Source organism: Enterobacter cloacae complex sp. 2024EL-00711, assembly GCF_047529885.1.
Lineage (GTDB): Bacteria > Pseudomonadota > Gammaproteobacteria > Enterobacterales > Enterobacteriaceae > Enterobacter > Enterobacter ludwigii.
In genome coordinates this window covers 441,312-459,165 of record NZ_JBLIZC010000005.1, presented here as the reverse complement: position 1 = coordinate 459,165, position 17,854 = coordinate 441,312, and the positions used below count along the sequence as shown (strand labels likewise).

Annotated in this window: 19 protein-coding genes; 6 read left to right on the top strand and 13 right to left on the bottom strand. The window is 54.0% G+C overall.

Going from position 1 to position 17,854, the window contains the following annotated elements:
* Nucleotides 1-55 precede the first annotated feature (55 nt).
* The 13 genes from ACMVME_RS16935 to ACMVME_RS16875 form a co-directional block, all read right to left on the bottom strand.
* Complete coding sequence (locus tag ACMVME_RS16935; protein WP_020883498.1) at nt 56-220, bottom strand: DUF2556 family protein; 165 nt, start codon at nt 218-220, stop codon at nt 56-58.
* A 180-nt stretch (nt 221-400) separates the two neighbouring features.
* Nucleotides 401-697, bottom strand: coding sequence for a DNA-binding transcriptional regulator Fis (fis, locus tag ACMVME_RS16930; RefSeq protein ID WP_000462905.1), 297 nt, complete (start codon nt 695-697; stop codon nt 401-403).
* Nucleotides 698-720: 23 nt separating this feature from the next.
* A complete protein-coding gene (gene dusB, locus ACMVME_RS16925; RefSeq protein ID WP_014171871.1) occupies nt 721-1,686 on the bottom strand; it encodes a tRNA dihydrouridine synthase DusB in 966 nt (321 codons plus the stop codon).
* A gap of 330 nt (nt 1,687-2,016) precedes the next feature.
* Nucleotides 2,017-2,757, bottom strand: a complete 741-nt coding sequence (locus tag ACMVME_RS16920) for a carbonic anhydrase (protein ID WP_020883499.1) — start codon at nt 2,755-2,757, stop codon at nt 2,017-2,019.
* Between the two features lie 137 nt (nt 2,758-2,894).
* On the bottom strand, nt 2,895-3,776 hold the full coding sequence (gene prmA, locus ACMVME_RS16915) for a 50S ribosomal protein L11 methyltransferase (protein WP_014171869.1): 882 nt from the start codon (nt 3,774-3,776) through the stop codon (nt 2,895-2,897).
* Between the two features lie 11 nt (nt 3,777-3,787).
* Complete coding sequence (gene panF, locus ACMVME_RS16910; protein ID WP_251858943.1) at nt 3,788-5,239, bottom strand: sodium/pantothenate symporter; 1,452 nt, start codon at nt 5,237-5,239, stop codon at nt 3,788-3,790.
* Nucleotides 5,229-5,471, bottom strand: coding sequence for a YhdT family protein (locus ACMVME_RS16905; protein ID WP_006178860.1), 243 nt, complete (start codon nt 5,469-5,471; stop codon nt 5,229-5,231). Before ACMVME_RS16905 ends, panF begins: the two co-directional genes overlap by 11 nt.
* A 110-nt stretch (nt 5,472-5,581) precedes the next feature.
* Nucleotides 5,582-6,931, bottom strand: coding sequence for an acetyl-CoA carboxylase biotin carboxylase subunit (accC, locus tag ACMVME_RS16900; protein WP_020883502.1), 1,350 nt, complete (start codon nt 6,929-6,931; stop codon nt 5,582-5,584).
* A gap of 10 nt (nt 6,932-6,941) precedes the next feature.
* On the bottom strand, nt 6,942-7,403 hold the full coding sequence (gene accB, locus ACMVME_RS16895; RefSeq protein ID WP_251858900.1) for an acetyl-CoA carboxylase biotin carboxyl carrier protein: 462 nt from the start codon (nt 7,401-7,403) through the stop codon (nt 6,942-6,944).
* Between the two features lie 21 nt (nt 7,404-7,424).
* Entirely contained in the window at nt 7,425-7,877 is a 453-nt protein-coding gene (gene aroQ / locus ACMVME_RS16890; protein WP_047956178.1) for a type II 3-dehydroquinate dehydratase, read from the bottom strand.
* Between the two features lie 234 nt (nt 7,878-8,111).
* Nucleotides 8,112-8,711 carry a protein-methionine-sulfoxide reductase heme-binding subunit MsrQ gene (msrQ, locus tag ACMVME_RS16885; RefSeq protein ID WP_414743460.1) on the bottom strand — a complete coding sequence of 200 codons (600 nt, stop codon included), beginning with the start codon at nt 8,709-8,711 and terminating at the stop codon, nt 8,112-8,114.
* Entirely contained in the window at nt 8,712-9,713 is a 1,002-nt protein-coding gene (gene msrP / locus ACMVME_RS16880; protein WP_251858901.1) for a protein-methionine-sulfoxide reductase catalytic subunit MsrP, read from the bottom strand.
* A 77-nt stretch (nt 9,714-9,790) separates the two neighbouring features.
* A complete protein-coding gene (locus tag ACMVME_RS16875) occupies nt 9,791-10,765 on the bottom strand; it encodes an MDR family oxidoreductase (protein WP_020883505.1) in 975 nt (324 codons plus the stop codon).
* Nucleotides 10,766-10,947: 182 nt separating this feature from the next.
* On the opposite strand from ACMVME_RS16875, the gene csrD reads away from it, so the two are divergent.
* From csrD to rng, 6 genes are all read left to right on the top strand, one after another.
* On the top strand, nt 10,948-12,888 hold the full coding sequence (gene csrD, locus ACMVME_RS16870; RefSeq protein ID WP_014171861.1) for an RNase E specificity factor CsrD: 1,941 nt from the start codon (nt 10,948-10,950) through the stop codon (nt 12,886-12,888).
* Between the two features lie 281 nt (nt 12,889-13,169).
* Complete coding sequence (mreB, locus tag ACMVME_RS16865; RefSeq protein ID WP_000913396.1) at nt 13,170-14,213, top strand: rod shape-determining protein MreB; 1,044 nt, start codon at nt 13,170-13,172, stop codon at nt 14,211-14,213.
* Nucleotides 14,214-14,274: 61 nt separating this feature from the next.
* A complete protein-coding gene (gene mreC, locus ACMVME_RS16860; protein ID WP_014171860.1) occupies nt 14,275-15,291 on the top strand; it encodes a rod shape-determining protein MreC in 1,017 nt (338 codons plus the stop codon).
* Nucleotides 15,291-15,779 carry a rod shape-determining protein MreD gene (mreD, locus tag ACMVME_RS16855; protein WP_014071997.1) on the top strand — a complete coding sequence of 163 codons (489 nt, stop codon included), beginning with the start codon at nt 15,291-15,293 and terminating at the stop codon, nt 15,777-15,779. Before mreC ends, mreD begins: the two co-directional genes overlap by 1 nt.
* 9 nt (nt 15,780-15,788) lie before the next feature.
* Nucleotides 15,789-16,382 (top strand): Maf family protein, encoded by a 594-nt coding sequence (locus ACMVME_RS16850; protein ID WP_014171859.1) that lies wholly within the window; start codon nt 15,789-15,791, stop codon nt 16,380-16,382.
* Nucleotides 16,372-17,841, top strand: a complete 1,470-nt coding sequence (gene rng / locus ACMVME_RS16845) for a ribonuclease G (RefSeq protein ID WP_014885432.1) — start codon at nt 16,372-16,374, stop codon at nt 17,839-17,841. Before ACMVME_RS16850 ends, rng begins: the two co-directional genes overlap by 11 nt.
* The last annotated feature ends 13 nt before the right edge of the window (nt 17,842-17,854 follow it).

Below are 17,854 nucleotides of genomic sequence, written 5' to 3'. Positions count from 1 at the left end.
ATTTAAATCCCCGTTTTTAGTGGGTCATAACAGTGAGTTTAGCGACGTCAGGCGGTTAGTCGAGTTCTGAGCAGTTCACTAATTTTAGCGGATTTACGGAATTCATATTGCGACACTTATCGGCTTCAGTGCTCATCAGTTCAATCCACTGCATCAGGAGCGCATCGAAGAGGAAAACCGAGACAGCAAATACAACCAGCCACCAGTATTTACGAATCATGCGTATCGTTCCGGGCGAAGAGGTTCAGTGAGGTGGTGGAAATATACACGAAAAGTCGCGGTTTAAAAGGGGGATAAACGAAGGTTTACACAGCCTTGACGGTGACAGGCACGGGCAATAAAAAAGGCGCATCCCCATGCCAGGTAGCGCCTTTTTAAACAAGCATTTCGCTAACCGAAATTAGTTCATGCCGTATTTTTTCAGTTTCTTACGCAGTGTACCACGGTTGATACCCATCATCAGGGCAGCGCGGGTTTGGTTACCGCGGGTGTATTGCATCACCATGTCCAACAGTGGCTGTTCAACTTCAGCCAGTACCAGCTCATACAGGTCATTAACATCCTGACCGTTCAGTTGAGCAAAATAGTTCTTCAGTGCCTGTTTAACCGAGTCACGCAGGGGCTTTTGAGTTACCTGATCCTGAGAGTTAACGGTAGAAACGGTCAGTACGTCAGAATTTACGCGTTGTTCGAACATAGTTCTGTCAGCTCTTTATTTCATTACGCAAGATTTTCGAAGTATGCCTCCAACGCCTCCAGCTGTACGCTGGCATCCTCTATGGCGTTGAATGTGCGCCGAAACTGGTCATTTGGAGCGTGCTCCTGGAGATACCAGGATACGTGTTTACGCGCAATTCGGTACCCTTTTGCCTGACCATAAAAGTCATGCAATTCCCGAACATGCGAACAAAGCAAGCGCTTTACCTCTGCCAGTGGCAGTGGGGCAAGCAACTCCCCAGTGTCCAGATAATGCTGGATTTCCCGAAAGATCCAGGGTCTTCCCTGAGCGGCACGTCCTATCATCAGAGCATCAGCTCCCGTATAGTCGAGCACAGCTCTGGCTTTAAGCGGGTCAGTAATGTCACCATTCGCGATAACCGGAATGGAAACTTTCTGCTTAACTGCCCGAATGCTGTCGTATTCAGCTTCACCATTGAACAAACAGGCGCGAGTGCGTCCATGGATGGTCAGGGCCTGAATGCCACAGTCTTCGGCCAGTTGGGCAATCTCTACACAGTTACGGTGTTCCGGCGACCAACCCGTGCGAATCTTCAACGTAACAGGAACGTCCACTGCGCTGACAACCGCGGTCAGGATAGACTTCACCTGGTCGGGGTATTGCAGAAGGGCTGAACCTGCAAGCTTGCGATTCACTTTCTTGGCCGGGCAACCCATATTGATATCAATAATCTGGGCGCCACTTTCCACGTTAATCCGCGCGGCATCTGCCATCTCTTCAGGCACGCTTCCGGCAATTTGCACGGTGCGAATACCTGGTTCATCAACGTGCACCATCCGAAGGCGGGACTTATCGCTTTCCCACACTTGTGGGTTAGACGACATCATCTCGGAAACGGTTAAACCTGCCCCCATCTCATAGCACAGCGTCCTGAACGGCCGGTCGGTAATACCTGCCATTGGGGCTGCGATCAGGCGATTTCTGAGCTGGTAGTGTCCGATGCGCATGAGTTAAGAAATGACCATACTGTGACTGCAAGGCGGCGTATATTACGCATTTTTTGCACGAGATGAAAGGCCAAACTTTGAACAATCCACTGTTGTAGATCAAGGAATCGCCGCTCTGTCCTTCAGGTGAAAATTATAAACCTGTTAAATCATAAAGTTATGACGTAATGATTATTTTATAGCCGCTTACAATTTCCCGTAACTTCTCATCATTTCTGAATAAATGCATCACTTGAGCGGGATAATCTGCTGTTTTTAGCAGCAGATTATCCCGCTTGTTTGCGATCTGAGTCGCATTTTAGAACATGATCTGCATGCGAAAAATGCGCATTATTCGACGACTACGCGACCATGAAGGGGTTGTACCGGGCGGTTATTTTCGTGGTGCATCGTGTGGGAGAATTTCTCAAGCTGCTCTGCAGAGACGGTCAGCGGGTGCTTCAGTACAATCCAGGTTACCCCCTCTGAGCACGGCGGTGTGGTCAACGAGCCGCTAAAGCGCCAGTACGTTTTATCTTTTGGAATCAGCTTGTTCAGATTGAGATCCTGCTTAATCGAGACGTTCTGTTCGGCCTGCTCAGGCATGACGCTCCACAGCTTATTCAGTTCCGGGTTCGCGGCCCCTTTATCGAACATGACCGCCACCACCGCCAGCTCACCGGCCGCGTTTTTGTGCACCAGATGCATTTCCATCGCAAATTTCTTGCCATGCACGGTGTTTTCGCTCGGCGCGTGGAAATGGAACTGTTGCAGGGTCCAGGTTTGCTTATCGAGGGTAAGGGTATCGCGGGTTTCCGGCTTTTCACTTGCCTGAATGGTATGGCCGTTGTTCGTCAGCGTCACAGGGCCATCAATGTAATGTGTTTGCAGCGGGGAGAGGTGCGCGTTCGCGGTGGATTCAATGTTGATGGGGGACTGATTCATCCCGCTTTGACAGGTTTTGTAGGCCTCGTCCAGTTCACCCCAGTGTTCCGGTGCGCCTTCGCCTTCGTAGCTCCAGTGTGATGCGCAGGCTGAAGCCGAGATAATGCTCAGCGCAAAGAGCGCTGCCTTGCCAGTAAAGTGCGTCATAGTATTCTTCCGGTGAATTATTGTGGTTCAAACCATTTTTATCAATATGATTTGTGTGGGTATTTTACCGGAGAAGGGCACGGGAAGAGAGGATTATCGGAGGAAGAGAGGCGTGGTCAGATGACCACGCCAATGGCTTACTTTTTACGGCCCGTAATACGACACCACTCTTCTTTTTCGACCACCGGGTCGAGGGCGAAAAGATCGGCGTAGGCTTCGCAAACGCTGTCAGCCTGGCTTGCCAGGATCCCGGAAAGCCCCAGCAGACCGCCGTCAACGGGCAGTACGCTGATTAACGGGGCCAGTTCGCGTAATGGGCCGGCCAGAATGTTCGCCACCACCACATCGGCTTTCATGGCTTCTGGCTGCGCATCCGGCAGATACAGTTCAAGACGGTCAGAAACGCCGTTGCGTTCAGCGTTATCACGGCTGGCCTGAATAGCCTGTGGATCGATATCGATCCCAATGGCTTTGGCCGCGCCCAGTTTCAGCGCCGCGATAGCGAGGATCCCGGATCCGCATCCGAAGTCGATCACCGTCTTGCCGTCCAAATCCAGACTGTCCAGCCACTGCAGGCACAGAGAAGTCGTCGGGTGAGTACCGGTCCCAAATGCCAGGCCCGGATCCAGCATCACGTTTACCGCGTTTTCATCCGGAACGTCACGCCAGCTCGGGCAGATCCACAGACGTTTACCGAACTGCATCGGGTGGAAGTTATCCATCCACTCGCGTTCCCAGTCTTTGTCTTCCAGCTGTTCGATTTTGTGTGCAAAACCCGCACCCAGCAGCGGATGATTTTCCAGGATCGCGACAACCTCTTTCATGTCAGTTTCTGCATCAAACAGGCCAATAACGTCGGTATCACCCCACAGGCGGGTTTCGCCCGGCAGTGGCTCAAACACCGGCGTGTCATGCGTGTCCTGGAAGGTGATGGAGACCGAACCGGCTTCCATCAGCGCATCGCTTAGCTCTTCGGCGTTAGCGCCGGTTGTATTCAGTTTTAGTTGGATCCACGGCATGGCAAAACTCTTTATTTATCAGTAGAAATCGTAGCGGGCTGTGTGACAGGCTGACCGAAACGGTTCCCGACCACAAACGCCAGTAAACTTAACAGTAACGAAGGCACAATAGGATGGAAGCCCAGGTACTGAATTTTAAATGTAGCTAGCACGGCATACAGCACACCGCCGACAATCATGCCGCTCAGGGCGCCGGCAGCGTTAGCACGCTCCCAGTAAAGGCCCAATACCAGCGGCCACAGGAAGACGGCTTCAAGGCCGCCAAACGCCAGCAGGTTCAGCCAGATGATCATCTCCGGCGGACGCCATGCGGCTAACAGCAGCAGCGCGCCTAAAACGAGCGTAATCACCGCCGACATACGCTTAAGGCGTCGTTCATTTTGAACCTGCTCAGGACGCAGGTTCAGATAGAGATCTTTAATGATCGTAGCGGAACTCTGCAGTAGCTGGGCGTTAATGGTCGACATTATGGCGGCCATTGGCGCGGCGAGGAATATCCCCGCGGCAAAAGGCGGAAGCACTTTGACCATCAGGGTCGGGATCACCAAATCGGGAACCGTAAGGTCGGGGATCACCGCACGTCCTAACGCACCCGCCAGATGCATGCCGAACATCAGGATTGCAACAACGACCGTCCCGATAATAATACCCCGGTGAACGGCTTTGCTGTCTTTATACGAGATACAACGCACGGCGGTATGCGGCAGGCCAATAACACCAAAGCACACCAGCACCCAGAACGACGTCATAAATGTTGGCGAAAGGATATCATCCGCACCCTGTGGGGAAATCAGTTTCGGGTCAATCGCTTCCAGAGTTTCAACGGCATGGCTCAGACCACCTGCGGCGTGAACAATCCCCACCAGCAGAACGATTGTGCCAACGAGCATCACCATCCCCTGCAGCGTATCGTTCAGCACGCTGGCGCGAAATCCGCCAAGGGCGGTATACAGCGCAATGCTCACCCCAAAGATGATAAGGCCCGTCTCATAGGGGATCCCTGCAGCGGTTTCCAGCAGGCGTGCCCCGCCGATGAACTGCACCGTCATTGCACCAATAAACGCGACCAGCAGGCTTAAGCTTGCCAGCCACACCAGCAGACGGCTCTGGTAGCGCGCAAACAGCATATCGTTGAGCGTCACGGCGTTATAACGGCGTGCCAGAATGGCAAACTTTTTACCCAGTATACCCAGCGAGAGCCAGACGGCAGGCAGCTGAATCATTGCCAGCAGCACCCAGCCTAACCCGTATTTATAGGCTGCACCGGGGCCACCGATAAACGAGCTGGCGCTGATATAGGTGGCGGTAAGCGTCATGGCCAGCACGACACCGCCCATCGAGCGACTGCCGAGGAAATACTCATTCAGGAAGGTGCCGGTCGTTCTCTTACGCATTGCATAAACGGACAAACCAAACACGACCACCAGGTACGCGACCAGCGGCAGAATGACTTCAAGCTGCATCATCATCCTCCAGCGGGATATCCCGGTAGATAAATTTCACCATTGCCCAGCACAGCAGGATAAAGACCAGCGGCACCAGCAGGCAGGCCATTTCGAACCAGTGAGGCAGGCCGGTAATGCCGATAGCTGAGTCAGGTAAGTAAGCGGTCACCAACCATGCGGCAAGATAGAGAAGGGTCAGCCACAGCGCCCATCGCGCTTCTTTATGGGCCTGAACAAAACGCTTGTCCATTTTTTGTCCCTTGTGGATGAATAAAGCGGGGATTGTACATGATGGGGCTTTCCGATCCCCAGAAATAAAAAAAGGCCGGATTATCCGGCCTTTTTGGCGTGACTGCGCGATTACTTCTCTTGCAGACCGAGTTTTTTCTCCAGATAGTGGATGTTAGTCCCACCATTCTGGAAGTGCTCGTCGCTCATGATACGCATCTGCAGTTCAACGTTGGTTTTGATACCGTCGATGATCAGCTCCTGCAGGGCGTTCTTCATGCGGGCAATTGCCACGTCACGGTTTTCGCCGTAGCAGATAAGCTTACCGATCATGGAGTCATAGTACGGCGGTACGGTGTAACCCGCGTAGATATGAGACTCCCAACGCACACCAAAGCCACCCGGCGCGTGGAAACGCGTGATTTTACCCGGGCTTGGCAGGAAGGTATTCGGGTCTTCGGCGTTGATACGGCATTCCACCGCATGGCCTTTGACCACAACTTCTTCCTGTTTGATGGACAGAGGCTGACCCGCAGCGATACGCAGCTGTTCTTTGATCAGGTCAACGCCGGTAATCATTTCGGTAACCGGGTGTTCTACCTGAATACGGGTGTTCATCTCAATGAAGTAGAACTCGCCGTTTTCGAACAGGAACTCGAAAGTACCCGCGCCGCGATAGCCGATATCGACACAGGCTTTAGCACAACGCTCGCCGATGTAGCGACGCAGTTCCGGCGTAATGCCCGGTGCTGGCGCTTCTTCAACCACTTTCTGGTGACGACGCTGCATGGAGCAGTCACGTTCTGCCAGATAGATAGCGTTACCCTGACCGTCAGCCAGCACCTGAATTTCGATGTGGCGTGGGTTTTCCAGGTATTTTTCCATGTACACCATGTCATTGCTGAAAGCTGCTTTCGCTTCCGCTTTGGTCATGGAGATGGACTGAGCCAGTTCAGCATCGCTACGCACAACGCGCATACCGCGACCGCCGCCGCCGCCGGACGCCTTGATGATAACCGGATAGCCAATGCGTTTCGCATGAGCACGGTTAGCATCCATGTCGTCGGTCAGAGGACCGTCAGAGCCCGGTACGGTTGGAACACCGGCTTTTTTCATCGCGGTGATTGCGGACACTTTGTCGCCCATCAGGCGGATAGTGTCAGCTTTCGGGCCGATGAAGATAAAGCCAGAGCGCTCAACCTGCTCAGCAAAGTTGGCGTTCTCAGAGAGGAAGCCATAACCCGGATGAATTGCCACCGCGCCGGTGATTTCAGCGGCGCTGATGATAGCCGGGATGTTCAGATAGCTTTTTACGGACGGAGCCGGGCCAATACAGACCGTCTCATCCGCCAGCAATACGTGTTTTAAATCGCGATCCGCGCTTGAGTGCACAGCGACGGTCTTGATGCCCAGTTCTTTACAGGCACGAAGAATACGCAGTGCAATCTCGCCGCGGTTGGCGATAACAATTTTATCCAGCATGTTCGCCTCGTTACTCGATGACGACCAGCGGCTCGTCAAATTCAACCGGCTGACCACTTTCGACCAGAATCGCTTTCACAGTGCCTGATTTGTCTGCTTCGATCTGGTTCATCATTTTCATCGCTTCAACGATGCACAGGGTATCGCCTGCGTTGACTTTCTGACCCACTTCGATGAACGCTTTCGCGTCCGGGCTCGGGGTGCGGTAGAAAGTACCAACCATTGGGGAACGTACGATGTGACCACTGATTTCTGCTGCAGCGGCAGGTGCAGCTTCAACTGCTGGTGCAACGGCTGCGGAAAGCGCAGGCTGCTGCACTGGCGCAGCATAAGCCTGCTGCATTACCGGGAAGCTAGCGGCTGGGGCTGCACGGCTGATGCGTACAGACTCTTCGCCTTCAGAAATTTCCAGTTCGGAGATGCCTGATTCTTCAACCAGCTCGATCAGTTTTTTAATCTTACGAATATCCATGAGTGGGTTCCGTACTCTTGTTTAGTGTGATTGTGACAAGCGTTTTACCGCTGTCTGTAAAGCGTATGAATAGCCGTCAGCGCCCAGTCCGCAAATAACGCCAGCGGCGATATCTGATAGATAGGAATGGTGGCGGAACGGCTCTCGGGCGTGCACGTTGCTCAGGTGGATCTCGATAAACGGGATACTCACTGCGAGCAGTGCGTCGCGAATAGCAACACTGGTGTGCGTAAACGCGGCCGGATTGATCAGGATATAGTCCACAATGTCTTTAGCCTGATGAATACGGTCGATGATTGCGTACTCCGCGTTCGACTGAAAATGATCCAAATCCACATTCAGCGACGTTGCTTCCGTGCTCAGACGGTTAACAATTTCACTCAATGTTAGCGAGCCGTACTTCTCTGGCTCGCGGGTGCCGAGCATGTTCAGGTTCGGTCCGTTTAAAACTAAGATATGGAACTTATCAGCCATTGTGCCGCTATCTCCTGCGATTCTCCGGTAAAAAACAAAATATACCTTCGAAGCACGATTGTCACCTTTTCAGAGGCCTAAAACCGCTGTCGGGTAAACCAAAGTCGCACATTATAACGATTTCGTAGCATTTGGCAGCTAAATACTGGTCTTATCAGGGAAGATTATCAACCGCTATCCGAAAAAGATTCGCGGTTGACAGGGATTCTGCGGGAAAACGCACAGTTTCGCGAATTATCGCAACCACTGACGGAACTTCTTGTAACGCCATGCTAAAAGCACCACAGCCAGCAGCGCGTAGAGTATGGGCTGCGGGGAGAGGATCTTCACCGACCACAGATAATGGATGGGAGCGAGGATCGCGACAAGATAGACGAAGTTGTGCAGCAGTTGCCAGCGCCTGCCCAATGTACGTTGTGCATATTGCGTTGATGTCAGTGCTAAGGCCAGTAACACCAGCCAGCTCACGATACCTAACGTCAGGTACGGACGGGTGACCAGTTCGCGGCCCAGCAGTGCCAGGTTGTTAATGCCCAGTTCCAGCAAGGCGTAGCTGGTCAAATGGAGCGTCGCCCAGGCAAAACACCATAGTCCCAAAAGCCGGCGGGTGCGTATCAATAATGGCTGTTTAGCGTAGCGCGCTAACGGTGACACCAGCAAGGTCGCCAGTAAAAATTTCAGAGCCATCCGACCGGTAAAGTGCTGGATATCCTTTGCCGGATCAGCGCTAAAAAGCCCCTGGCTGGCGGCCCAGAATAACCAGATAAAAGGAAGCAACCCGGCTAAGTGCAACAGCACTTTCAGCCAGGTTATCTGTTTTGCCGTTAAACGCACTCAGAAGTTCTCCCGTAAGTTAAGGCCACGGTAAAGCGACGCCACTTCATCAGCGTAGCCGTTAAACAGCAGTGTCGGCTGACGCTTCACATCCAGCGCGCCGCCGGAACCGATAAATCGCTCAGTGGCCTGCGACCAGCGGGGATGATCGACGTGCGGGTTCACATTGGCAAAAAAGCCATATTCGTCGGGCGCCGCCAGGTTCCAGGTCGTGGGTGGACGTTCGCGGGTGAGTTTAATGCTGACGATAGATTTAATCCCTTTAAAACCATACTTCCACGGCACCGTTAAGCGAACAGGCGCGCCGTTCTGCGGCGGGAGTGCTTTGCCGTAAACACCGACGGTCAGCAGCGTAAGAGGATGCATCGCTTCGTCAAGCCGTAACCCTTCGACATACGGATACGCAAGCCCACCGCCGATAAACCGATCTTTCTGGCCCGGCATCTCGTCCGGGGCGTAGCGCGTCTGGAAAGAGACATATTTTGCGTTGCTGGTGGGTTCAACCATCGCCAGCAGTTTATGCAGCGGGAAGCCTACCCAGGGCACAACCATCGACCAGGCTTCCACGCAGCGCATGCGGTAGATACGCTCTTCCAGTGGGAAACGGGTGGTGAGATCGTGATGGTCCAGCGTCAGCGGTTTTGCCACTTCACCGTCGATTTTCAGCGTCCACGGATCGGTTTTCATACTCCCCGCGTTGGCCGCAGGATCGGCCTTATCGAGACCAAATTCGTAGAAATTGTTATAGCCGGTCACTTTGTCTTCCGGCGTCAGCATCAGTGTGTTTTGCCACTGAGCGGGTTTCGTAAAGGTGAGTGGGGCGCCAGAAGGGGCTTTCGGGCGATCGTTACCTTTAAACCAGTCGAGCAGGTCGGCATGAGCCGCAGGGGAAAGCGTCAGTGCGGTGGCGCTGATGCCAAGCATTTTCAGGATCTGGCGGCGCTGTAACATAAAGACAGATTCCGACGTTACGTCGGCTTCCGTCAGTTTTCGGGTTTTCATGGCATCCTCCGTCATGCGTTTTTCTAAGCATGACGGAGGAGAGGGATTAGCGCGAATATGTCACGAAAATTTGAAGATTAGGCAATTTTCACCAGTGCGCGGCCATGGAACTGGTTGTCCATGATCTTGCTGGCATATTCAGGCGCCTGGCTAAGCGTGATTTCGGTTGCGCTCTGAGTAAAGAACGTGTCCGGCAAATCGCGCTGCAGACGTTCCCAGGCCGCAATGCGGCGCGCCGCCGGGGTCATTACGGAATCAACACCCTGCAGGCGAACGTTACGCAGAATAAAGGGCATCACGGTGGTGGGCAGGGCAAAACCGCCCGCCAGACCACAGGCTGCCACGCAGCCGCCGTAGTTCATCTGCGCCAGCACTTTTGCCAGCACTTTGTCACCGACGGTATCTACCGCACCTGCCCAGAGCTGTTTTTCCAGTGGACGGGTTTCGGCAAACTCGTCGCGGCTCAGGATGCGATTAGCGCCGAGCTGACGCAGGTACGCGTGGGTGCTCTCGCGCCCGGAAACTGCCGCAACCTGGTAACCCAGTTTGTGCAGCAATGTCACCGCCGTGCTGCCCACACCACCGCTGGCACCGGTCACGACGATCTCACCCGATTCAGGGCGAATACCGGCATCTTCCAGCGCCATCACGCACAGCATGGCGGTAAAGCCTGCGGTACCGATGATCATCGCTTTACGACCATCCAGGCCTTGTGGCATCGGCACCAGCCAGTCGCCTTTCACGCGCGCCTGTGTCGCCAGCCCACCCCAGTGATTTTCACCCACGCCCCAGCCCGTGAGCAGCACCTGCTGGCCGGCATGGAAGCGCGGATCTTCGCTCGCATGAACCCGGCCCGCAAAATCGATACCTGGCACCATAGGGAAATTTCGGATGATTTTACCCTTCCCGGTAATAGCCAGCGCATCTTTATAATTTAAACTGGACCAGTCGATGTCGACGGTCACTTCGCCTGCCGGCAGTCGGCTCTCTTCAACGGCCTGCACCGAGGCAAGCGTTTTGCCGTCCTGCTGTTCTAAGATCAAAGCCTGCATACAGGGTCCTCACGACTCAGATGATTGGAAAATAGCTCCTGAAGACTATACTCCCTCAGGGAAAAGCAATGCCGATTTAACGCAATAAATTGCCAGATACGCCAGGTTTGATAGTATGCCGCATTTGAAATGCAAGTTAGCGCTTACTCGCTAACCCCTCAACCCACGGAGTTATCTCAAGGATGCGATTAACGACGAAGTTCTCGGCTTTTATCACCTTACTGACGGGGCTGACCATTTTTGTCACGCTCCTTGGCTGTTCTCTGAGCTTTTATAACGCCATTCAGGACAAGCTGGTTAATCGGGTGCAGTCTGTCGCGTCGGTGATTGATAATCGTCTCCTCACCACCCCGCTGCCGGCGCTGTCCCGCGAGCTGGATGAGTTGATGGTGCCTGTCGATATTGTCCAAATCGACATTCTGCAGGGAAAGCATAATGTTTTAAGCCATGCCCGGCAGGACAGCTATCGGCCTGCGGGCGTGGTAAGCCAGTACCGGGAAGTGACGGTGCACTCCCTTAAAAACCCGGGCATGACCATAAACATGGTCTACCTCGATCCGATGGCCAGCTACTTCCGCTCGATGATGACCACTGCGCCGCTCACCGTCGCCGTCGCGTTTATTGTCCTGCTGATTTTTCTCGCGGTTCGCTGGCTGCGCCGTCAGCTCTCTGGTCAGGAACTGCTGGAGATGCGTTCCGTGCGAATACTGAACGGTGAACGCGGCCCGCAGGTGCGTGGCTCGATCCATGAATGGCCTGCGCGTGCCAGCAGTGCGCTGGATACGCTGCTCTCAGAAATTCAGTTCGCCAGCGACCAGCGCAGCCGTATGGACACGCTGATCCGCTCTTACGCTGCGCAGGATAATAAAACCGGGCTCAATAACCGTCTTTTCTTTGATAATCAACTGGCCACGTTGCTGGACGATCCGGAAAAAGTCGGGACGCACGGTGTTGTCATGATGATTCGCCTGCCCGATTTCGATCTGCTGCGCGACACCTGGGGACAGCGCGTGGCGGAAGAGAATCTCTTTACGCTGATCAACCTGCTCTCCACCTTTATTATGCGTTATCCGGGTGCGCTGCTGGCTCGTTATCACCGCAGCGACTTTGCCGTGCTGCTGCCTCACCGTACGCTGAAAGAGTCAGAAAGCATCGCCAGCCAGCTGCTGAAAGCGGTGGATGCGCTGCCGCAGAGCAAAATGCTCGACAGGGACGATATGGTTCATATGGGCATCTGTGCCTGGCGCGGCGGCCAGTCGACGGAACAGGTGATGGAACATGCTGAAGCGGCAACCCGCAACGCCGTGTTGCAGGGCGCTAACGGCTGGGCTGTGTATGACGATTCGTTACCGGAAAAAGGGCGCGGCAATGTGCGCTGGCGAACGTTGATAGAGCAAATGCTCAGCCGCGGCGGGCCGCGCATTTATCAAAAACCGGCGGTGATGAAAAACGGGAACGTTCATCACCGTGAGCTGATGTGCCGTATTTTTGACGGTACGGAAGAGGTCATCTCCGCGGAATATTTACCGATGGTGCTGCAGTTTGGGCTTTCTGAAGAGTATGACCGCCAGCAGATCACCCGACTCATGCCGTTTTTATCCTTCTGGCCCGAAGAAAACCTGGCGCTACAGGTTACCGTGGAGTCGTTAATTCGCCCGCGTTTTCAGCGCTGGTTGCGTGATACATTAATGCAATGCGAAAAATCGCAACGCAAACACATTATTTTTGAACTTGCTGAGGCGGATGTGGGTCAACACATCAGCCGGTTACGTCCGGTAGTACGGTTGATTAATGCGCTAGGTGCCCGTGTCGCGGTCACGCAGGCGGGTTTAACGCTGGTCAGTACTAACTGGATTAAGGAACTGGATGTGGAGTTATTAAAGCTGCATCCGGGGCTGGTAAGGAACATTGAAAAGCGCACGGAAAACCAGCTGCTGGTACAGAGTCTGGTAGAAGCGTGCAAGGGAACGCGAACACAAGTCTTTGCCACGGGCGTGCGCTCCAGAAGCGAATGGCAGATGTTGACAGAGCGCGGTGTGACGGGCGGTCAGGGGGATTTTTTTGCCTCCTCTCAGCCGCTTGACACCAATGTGAAAAAATATTTGCAAAGATACTCTGTTTGACCTGCCGTTTAATCCGTTTTCACGTAGAATATCGCGCCTGTAGCTTTGAGTATGACGAGCAAAAAGCCAGTGAACGACCTTTAGCGGGTTACAAATGTCAGTGAGGGACGCTACTGTGTACTCAGCCCTGAGGGAATCAGGGAAAGATTTGTAACATCAGGATACGTACTGCACAAATTTTCACCGCTGCAGATGATTTTTGCGCCTTGTCGCTGCTGCGTGTGGTTGGTAAAGTAAGCGGATTTTGTTTTCCGCCCCAGCTTTCAGGATTATCCCTTAGTATGTTGAAAAAATTTCGTGGCATGTTTTCCAATGACCTGTCCATTGACCTGGGTACCGCGAATACCCTTATTTACGTTAAAGGACAAGGCATCGTATTGAATGAGCCTTCCGTTGTGGCCATTCGTCAGGATCGTGCCGGCTCGCCGAAAAGCGTAGCCGCTGTGGGTCATGACGCGAAGCAGATGCTGGGACGTACCCCTGGCAACATCGCCGCAATCCGCCCAATGAAAGACGGCGTTATCGCTGACTTCTTCGTGACTGAAAAAATGCTTCAGCACTTCATCAAGCAGGTTCACAGCAACAGCTTCATGCGCCCAAGCCCGCGTGTTCTGGTGTGTGTGCCGGTTGGCGCCACCCAGGTTGAACGTCGCGCAATCCGTGAATCAGCCCAGGGTGCAGGCGCGCGTGAAGTGTTCCTGATTGAAGAGCCAATGGCGGCGGCAATCGGTGCGGGTCTGCCTGTTTCTGAAGCGACCGGTTCTATGGTGGTGGATATCGGTGGTGGTACCACTGAAGTGGCCGTTATCTCCCTGAACGGCGTGGTGTACTCCTCTTCCGTGCGTATCGGTGGCGATCGTTTCGACGAAGCCATCATTAATTATGTGCGTCGTAACTACGGTTCCCTGATCGGCGAAGCGACCGCTGAGCGTATCAAGCATGAAATCGGTTCCGCTTACCCGGGCGATGAAGTGCGTGAAATCGAAGTTCGCGGCCGTAACCTGGCTGAAGGTGTTCCACGCGGCTTTACCCTGAACTCCAACGAAATTCTGGAAGCGCTGCAGGAACCTCTGACCGGTATCGTGAGCGCAGTGATGGTTGCCCTGGAACAGTGCCCACCAGAACTGGCGTCTGATATCTCCGAGCGCGGTATGGTTCTGACCGGTGGTGGTGCGCTGCTGCGTAACCTCGACCGCCTGTTAATGGAAGAGACAGGTATTCCTGTCGTAGTTGCAGAAGATCCACTGACTTGCGTCGCCCGTGGTGGTGGCAAGGCGCTGGAAATGATCGACATGCACGGCGGCGACTTGTTCAGCGAAGAGTAGTCATTGTGAAAGGGTAGCGTATCGCTACCCTTTCTCTCTGACACGAGAATACGCATAGCCTATGAAGCCAATTTTTAGCCGTGGCCCATCGCTACAGTTTCGCCTCATTCTGGCGGTCCTGGTTGCGCTTGGGGTCATTATTGCCGATAGCCGCCTCGGTACGTTCAGTCAGATCAGAACGTACATGGATACCGCCGTCAGTCCTTTCTACTTTATTTCAAATGGTCCCCGTGAGTTGCTCGACTCCGTTTCTCAAACGTTGTCTTCACGTGACCAACTCGAACTCGAAAACCGGGCATTACGTCAGGAACTGCTGTTGAAAAACAGCGAGCTGCTGATGCTGGGACAATATAAGCAGGAAAACGCGCGTCTGCGCGAGCTGCTTGGCTCGCCGCTGCGTCAGGATGAGCAGAAGATGGTGACGCAGGTGATCTCCACCGTCAACGATCCTTACAGCGATCAGGTGGTGATCGACAAAGGAAGCGTGAACGGTGTGTATGAAGGTCAGCCTGTTATCAGCGATAAAGGCGTTGTAGGCCAGGTTGTTGCTGTGGCCAAACTGACCAGCCGCGTTCTGCTGATCTGCGATGCCACGCATGCGTTGCCGATTCAGGTACTGCGTAATGACATTCGCGTCATCGCGGCCGGTAACGGGTGTACCGACGATCTCCAGCTGGAACATCTGCCGGCTAACACGGACATTCGTGTGGGCGACGTTCTGGTGACGTCGGGTCTGGGTGGACGTTTCCCTGAAGGGTATCCGGTTGCGGTTGTCTCTTCGGTGAAGCTTGATACGCAGCGTGCCTATACCGTGATTCAGGCGCGTCCAACCGCAGGTTTACAGCGTCTTCGCTACCTGCTGCTGCTGTGGGGCGCCGACCGCAATGGTGCTAACCCCATGACGCCTGAAGATGTTCATCGCGTCGCGAATGAACGCCTGATGCAAATGATGCCGCAGGTTCTGCCGGCACCGGATGCTATGGGACCCCCTGCGCCAGTACCGGCCCCTGCTACGGGGCTAACGCAGCCGCTGCCGGATGCACCGCCACCGCCTAAACTCTCCTCGGGAGGGCAGTAGTGGCAAGTTACCGTAGCCAGGGACGCTGGGTTATCTGGCTCTCATTTCTCATTGCGCTGTTACTGCAAATCATGCCCTGGCCGGACGACATTCTCGTTTTCCGGCCAAACTGGGTATTGCTCATTTTGCTCTACTGGATCCTTGCCCTGCCGCACCGCGTAAATGTCGGCACAGGTTTTGTGATGGGTGCCATACTGGATCTCATTAGTGGCTCTACGCTTGGCGTGCGCGCCTTGTCCATGAGTATTATTGCGTACCTCGTCGCACTTAAATTCCAGCTCTTTCGTAACCTCGCGCTCTGGCAACAGGCGCTGGTGGTGATGTTGTTGTCGCTTGCTGCGGATATCGTTGTTTTCTGGGCAGAGTTTTTAGTGATCAACGTCTCTTTCCGACCGGAAGTGTTCTGGAGTAGTGTAGTAAACGGTGTGCTCTGGCCGTGGCTGTTCCTGCTGATGCGTAAGGTTCGCCAGCAGTTTGCTGTGCAATAAAAGGTTTCTATGACGTCTCTATATCTTGCTTCTGGTTCTCCGCGTCGTCAGGAGTTGCTCACTCAGCTGGGCGTCTCCTTTGAACGCATTGTTACGGGCATCGAAGAGAAACGCGCTGAAGGCGAAAGTGCCCAGCAGTACGTTTCTCGACTGGCGCGTGAGAAAGCGCAGGCAGGCGTGGCGCAAACGCCGCGTGACTTGCCGGTGCTGGGGGCAGATACCATCGTTATTCTTAACGGTGAAGTGCTTGAGAAACCGCACGACGCTGAACATGCGGCGCGCATGCTGCGCAAAATGTCCGGACAAACACATCAGGTAATGACCGCCGTCGCGCTGGCGGACAGCCAGCACGTGCTGGATTGCCTGGTGGTGACGGACGTGACATTCAGAGTGCTTACCGACGACGAGATCGCCGCTTATATCACCAGCGGTGAACCGATGGATAAGGCAGGTGCATACGGTATTCAGGGGCTGGGTGGCTGTTTTGTCAGGAAGATTAATGGCAGCTATCACGCCGTAGTCGGCTTACCGCTGGTGGAAACGTATGAGTTGCTGAGCAATTTTAACTCACTGCGTGAGGGAAGGGATAATTATGACGGCTGAATTGTTGGTAAACGTAACGCCATCGGAAACCCGTGTGGCCTATATTGATGGTGGCATTCTTCAGGAAATTCATATTGAGCGTGAAGCGCGGCGCGGAATAGTAGGCAATATCTACAAAGGTCGTGTCAGTCGTGTACTACCGGGTATGCAGGCGGCTTTTGTAGATATTGGACTGGATAAGGCGGCATTTTTACATGCCTCCGACATTATGCCGCATACCGAGTGCGTCGCGGGCGAAGAGCAAAAGCAGTTTGCCGTGCGCGATATCTCCGAACTGGTGCGTCAGGGCCAGGATCTGATGGTGCAGGTCGTCAAAGATCCGCTGGGCACGAAAGGCGCCCGTCTGACGACCGACATTACCTTGCCTTCCCGTTATCTGGTCTTTATGCCTGGCGCGTCGCACGTGGGCGTTTCGCAGCGCATTGAGAGCGAAAGCGAGCGCGAGCGTCTTAAAAAAGTGGTCAGCGCTTACTGCGATGAACAGGGCGGGTTTATCATCCGTACCGCCGCAGAAGGGATCAGTGAAGACGATCTGGCGTCTGATGCGGCTTATCTCAAGCGCGTCTGGACCAAAGTCATGGAGCGTAAAAAACGCAACCAGACCCGCTACCAGCTTTACGGCGAACTGGCGCTTGCTCAGCGCGTCCTGCGTGATTTTGCCGATGCACAGCTCGACAGAATTCGCGTGGATTCCCGCCTGACCTATGAAGCACTGCTGGAATTTACCGCCGAATACATTCCCGAAATGCCTGGCCTGCTGGAGCATTACACGGGGCGTCAGCCTATCTTCGATCTCTATGACGTCGAAAATGAGATCCAGCGAGCGCTGGAACGCAAGGTTGAACTGAAGTCCGGCGGCTATCTGATCATCGATCAGACCGAAGCGATGACGACGGTGGATATCAACACCGGCGCGTTTGTCGGCCATCGCAACCTGGATGACACCATCTTTAATACCAACATCGAAGCCACGCAGGCCATCGCCCGCCAGCTTCGCCTGCGCAATCTGGGTGGCATTATCATCATCGACTTTATCGATATGAGTAATGAAGACCATCGCCGTCGTGTGCTGCACTCGCTGGAGCAGGCACTGAGTAAAGATCGCGTGAAAACCAGCATCAACGGCTTCTCACAGCTGGGGCTGGTGGAAATGACGCGTAAGCGTACCCGCGAAAGCGTGGAGCACGTGCTGTGCAATGAATGCCCAACCTGCCACGGACGTGGCACAGTAAAGACGGTTGAGACCGTCTGCTACGAGATCATGCGTGAAATCGTTCGCGTTCATCATGCCTACGACTCCGATCGTTTTCTGGTCTATGCTTCCCCTGCGGTGGCTGAAGCGCTGAAAGGCGAAGAGTCGCACGCGCTGGCGGAAGTGGAAATCTTTGTCGGCAAACAGGTAAAAGTTCAAATCGAACCGCTCTATAACCAGGAGCAGTTTGACGTCGTGATGATGTAAGACGCGGTACGCC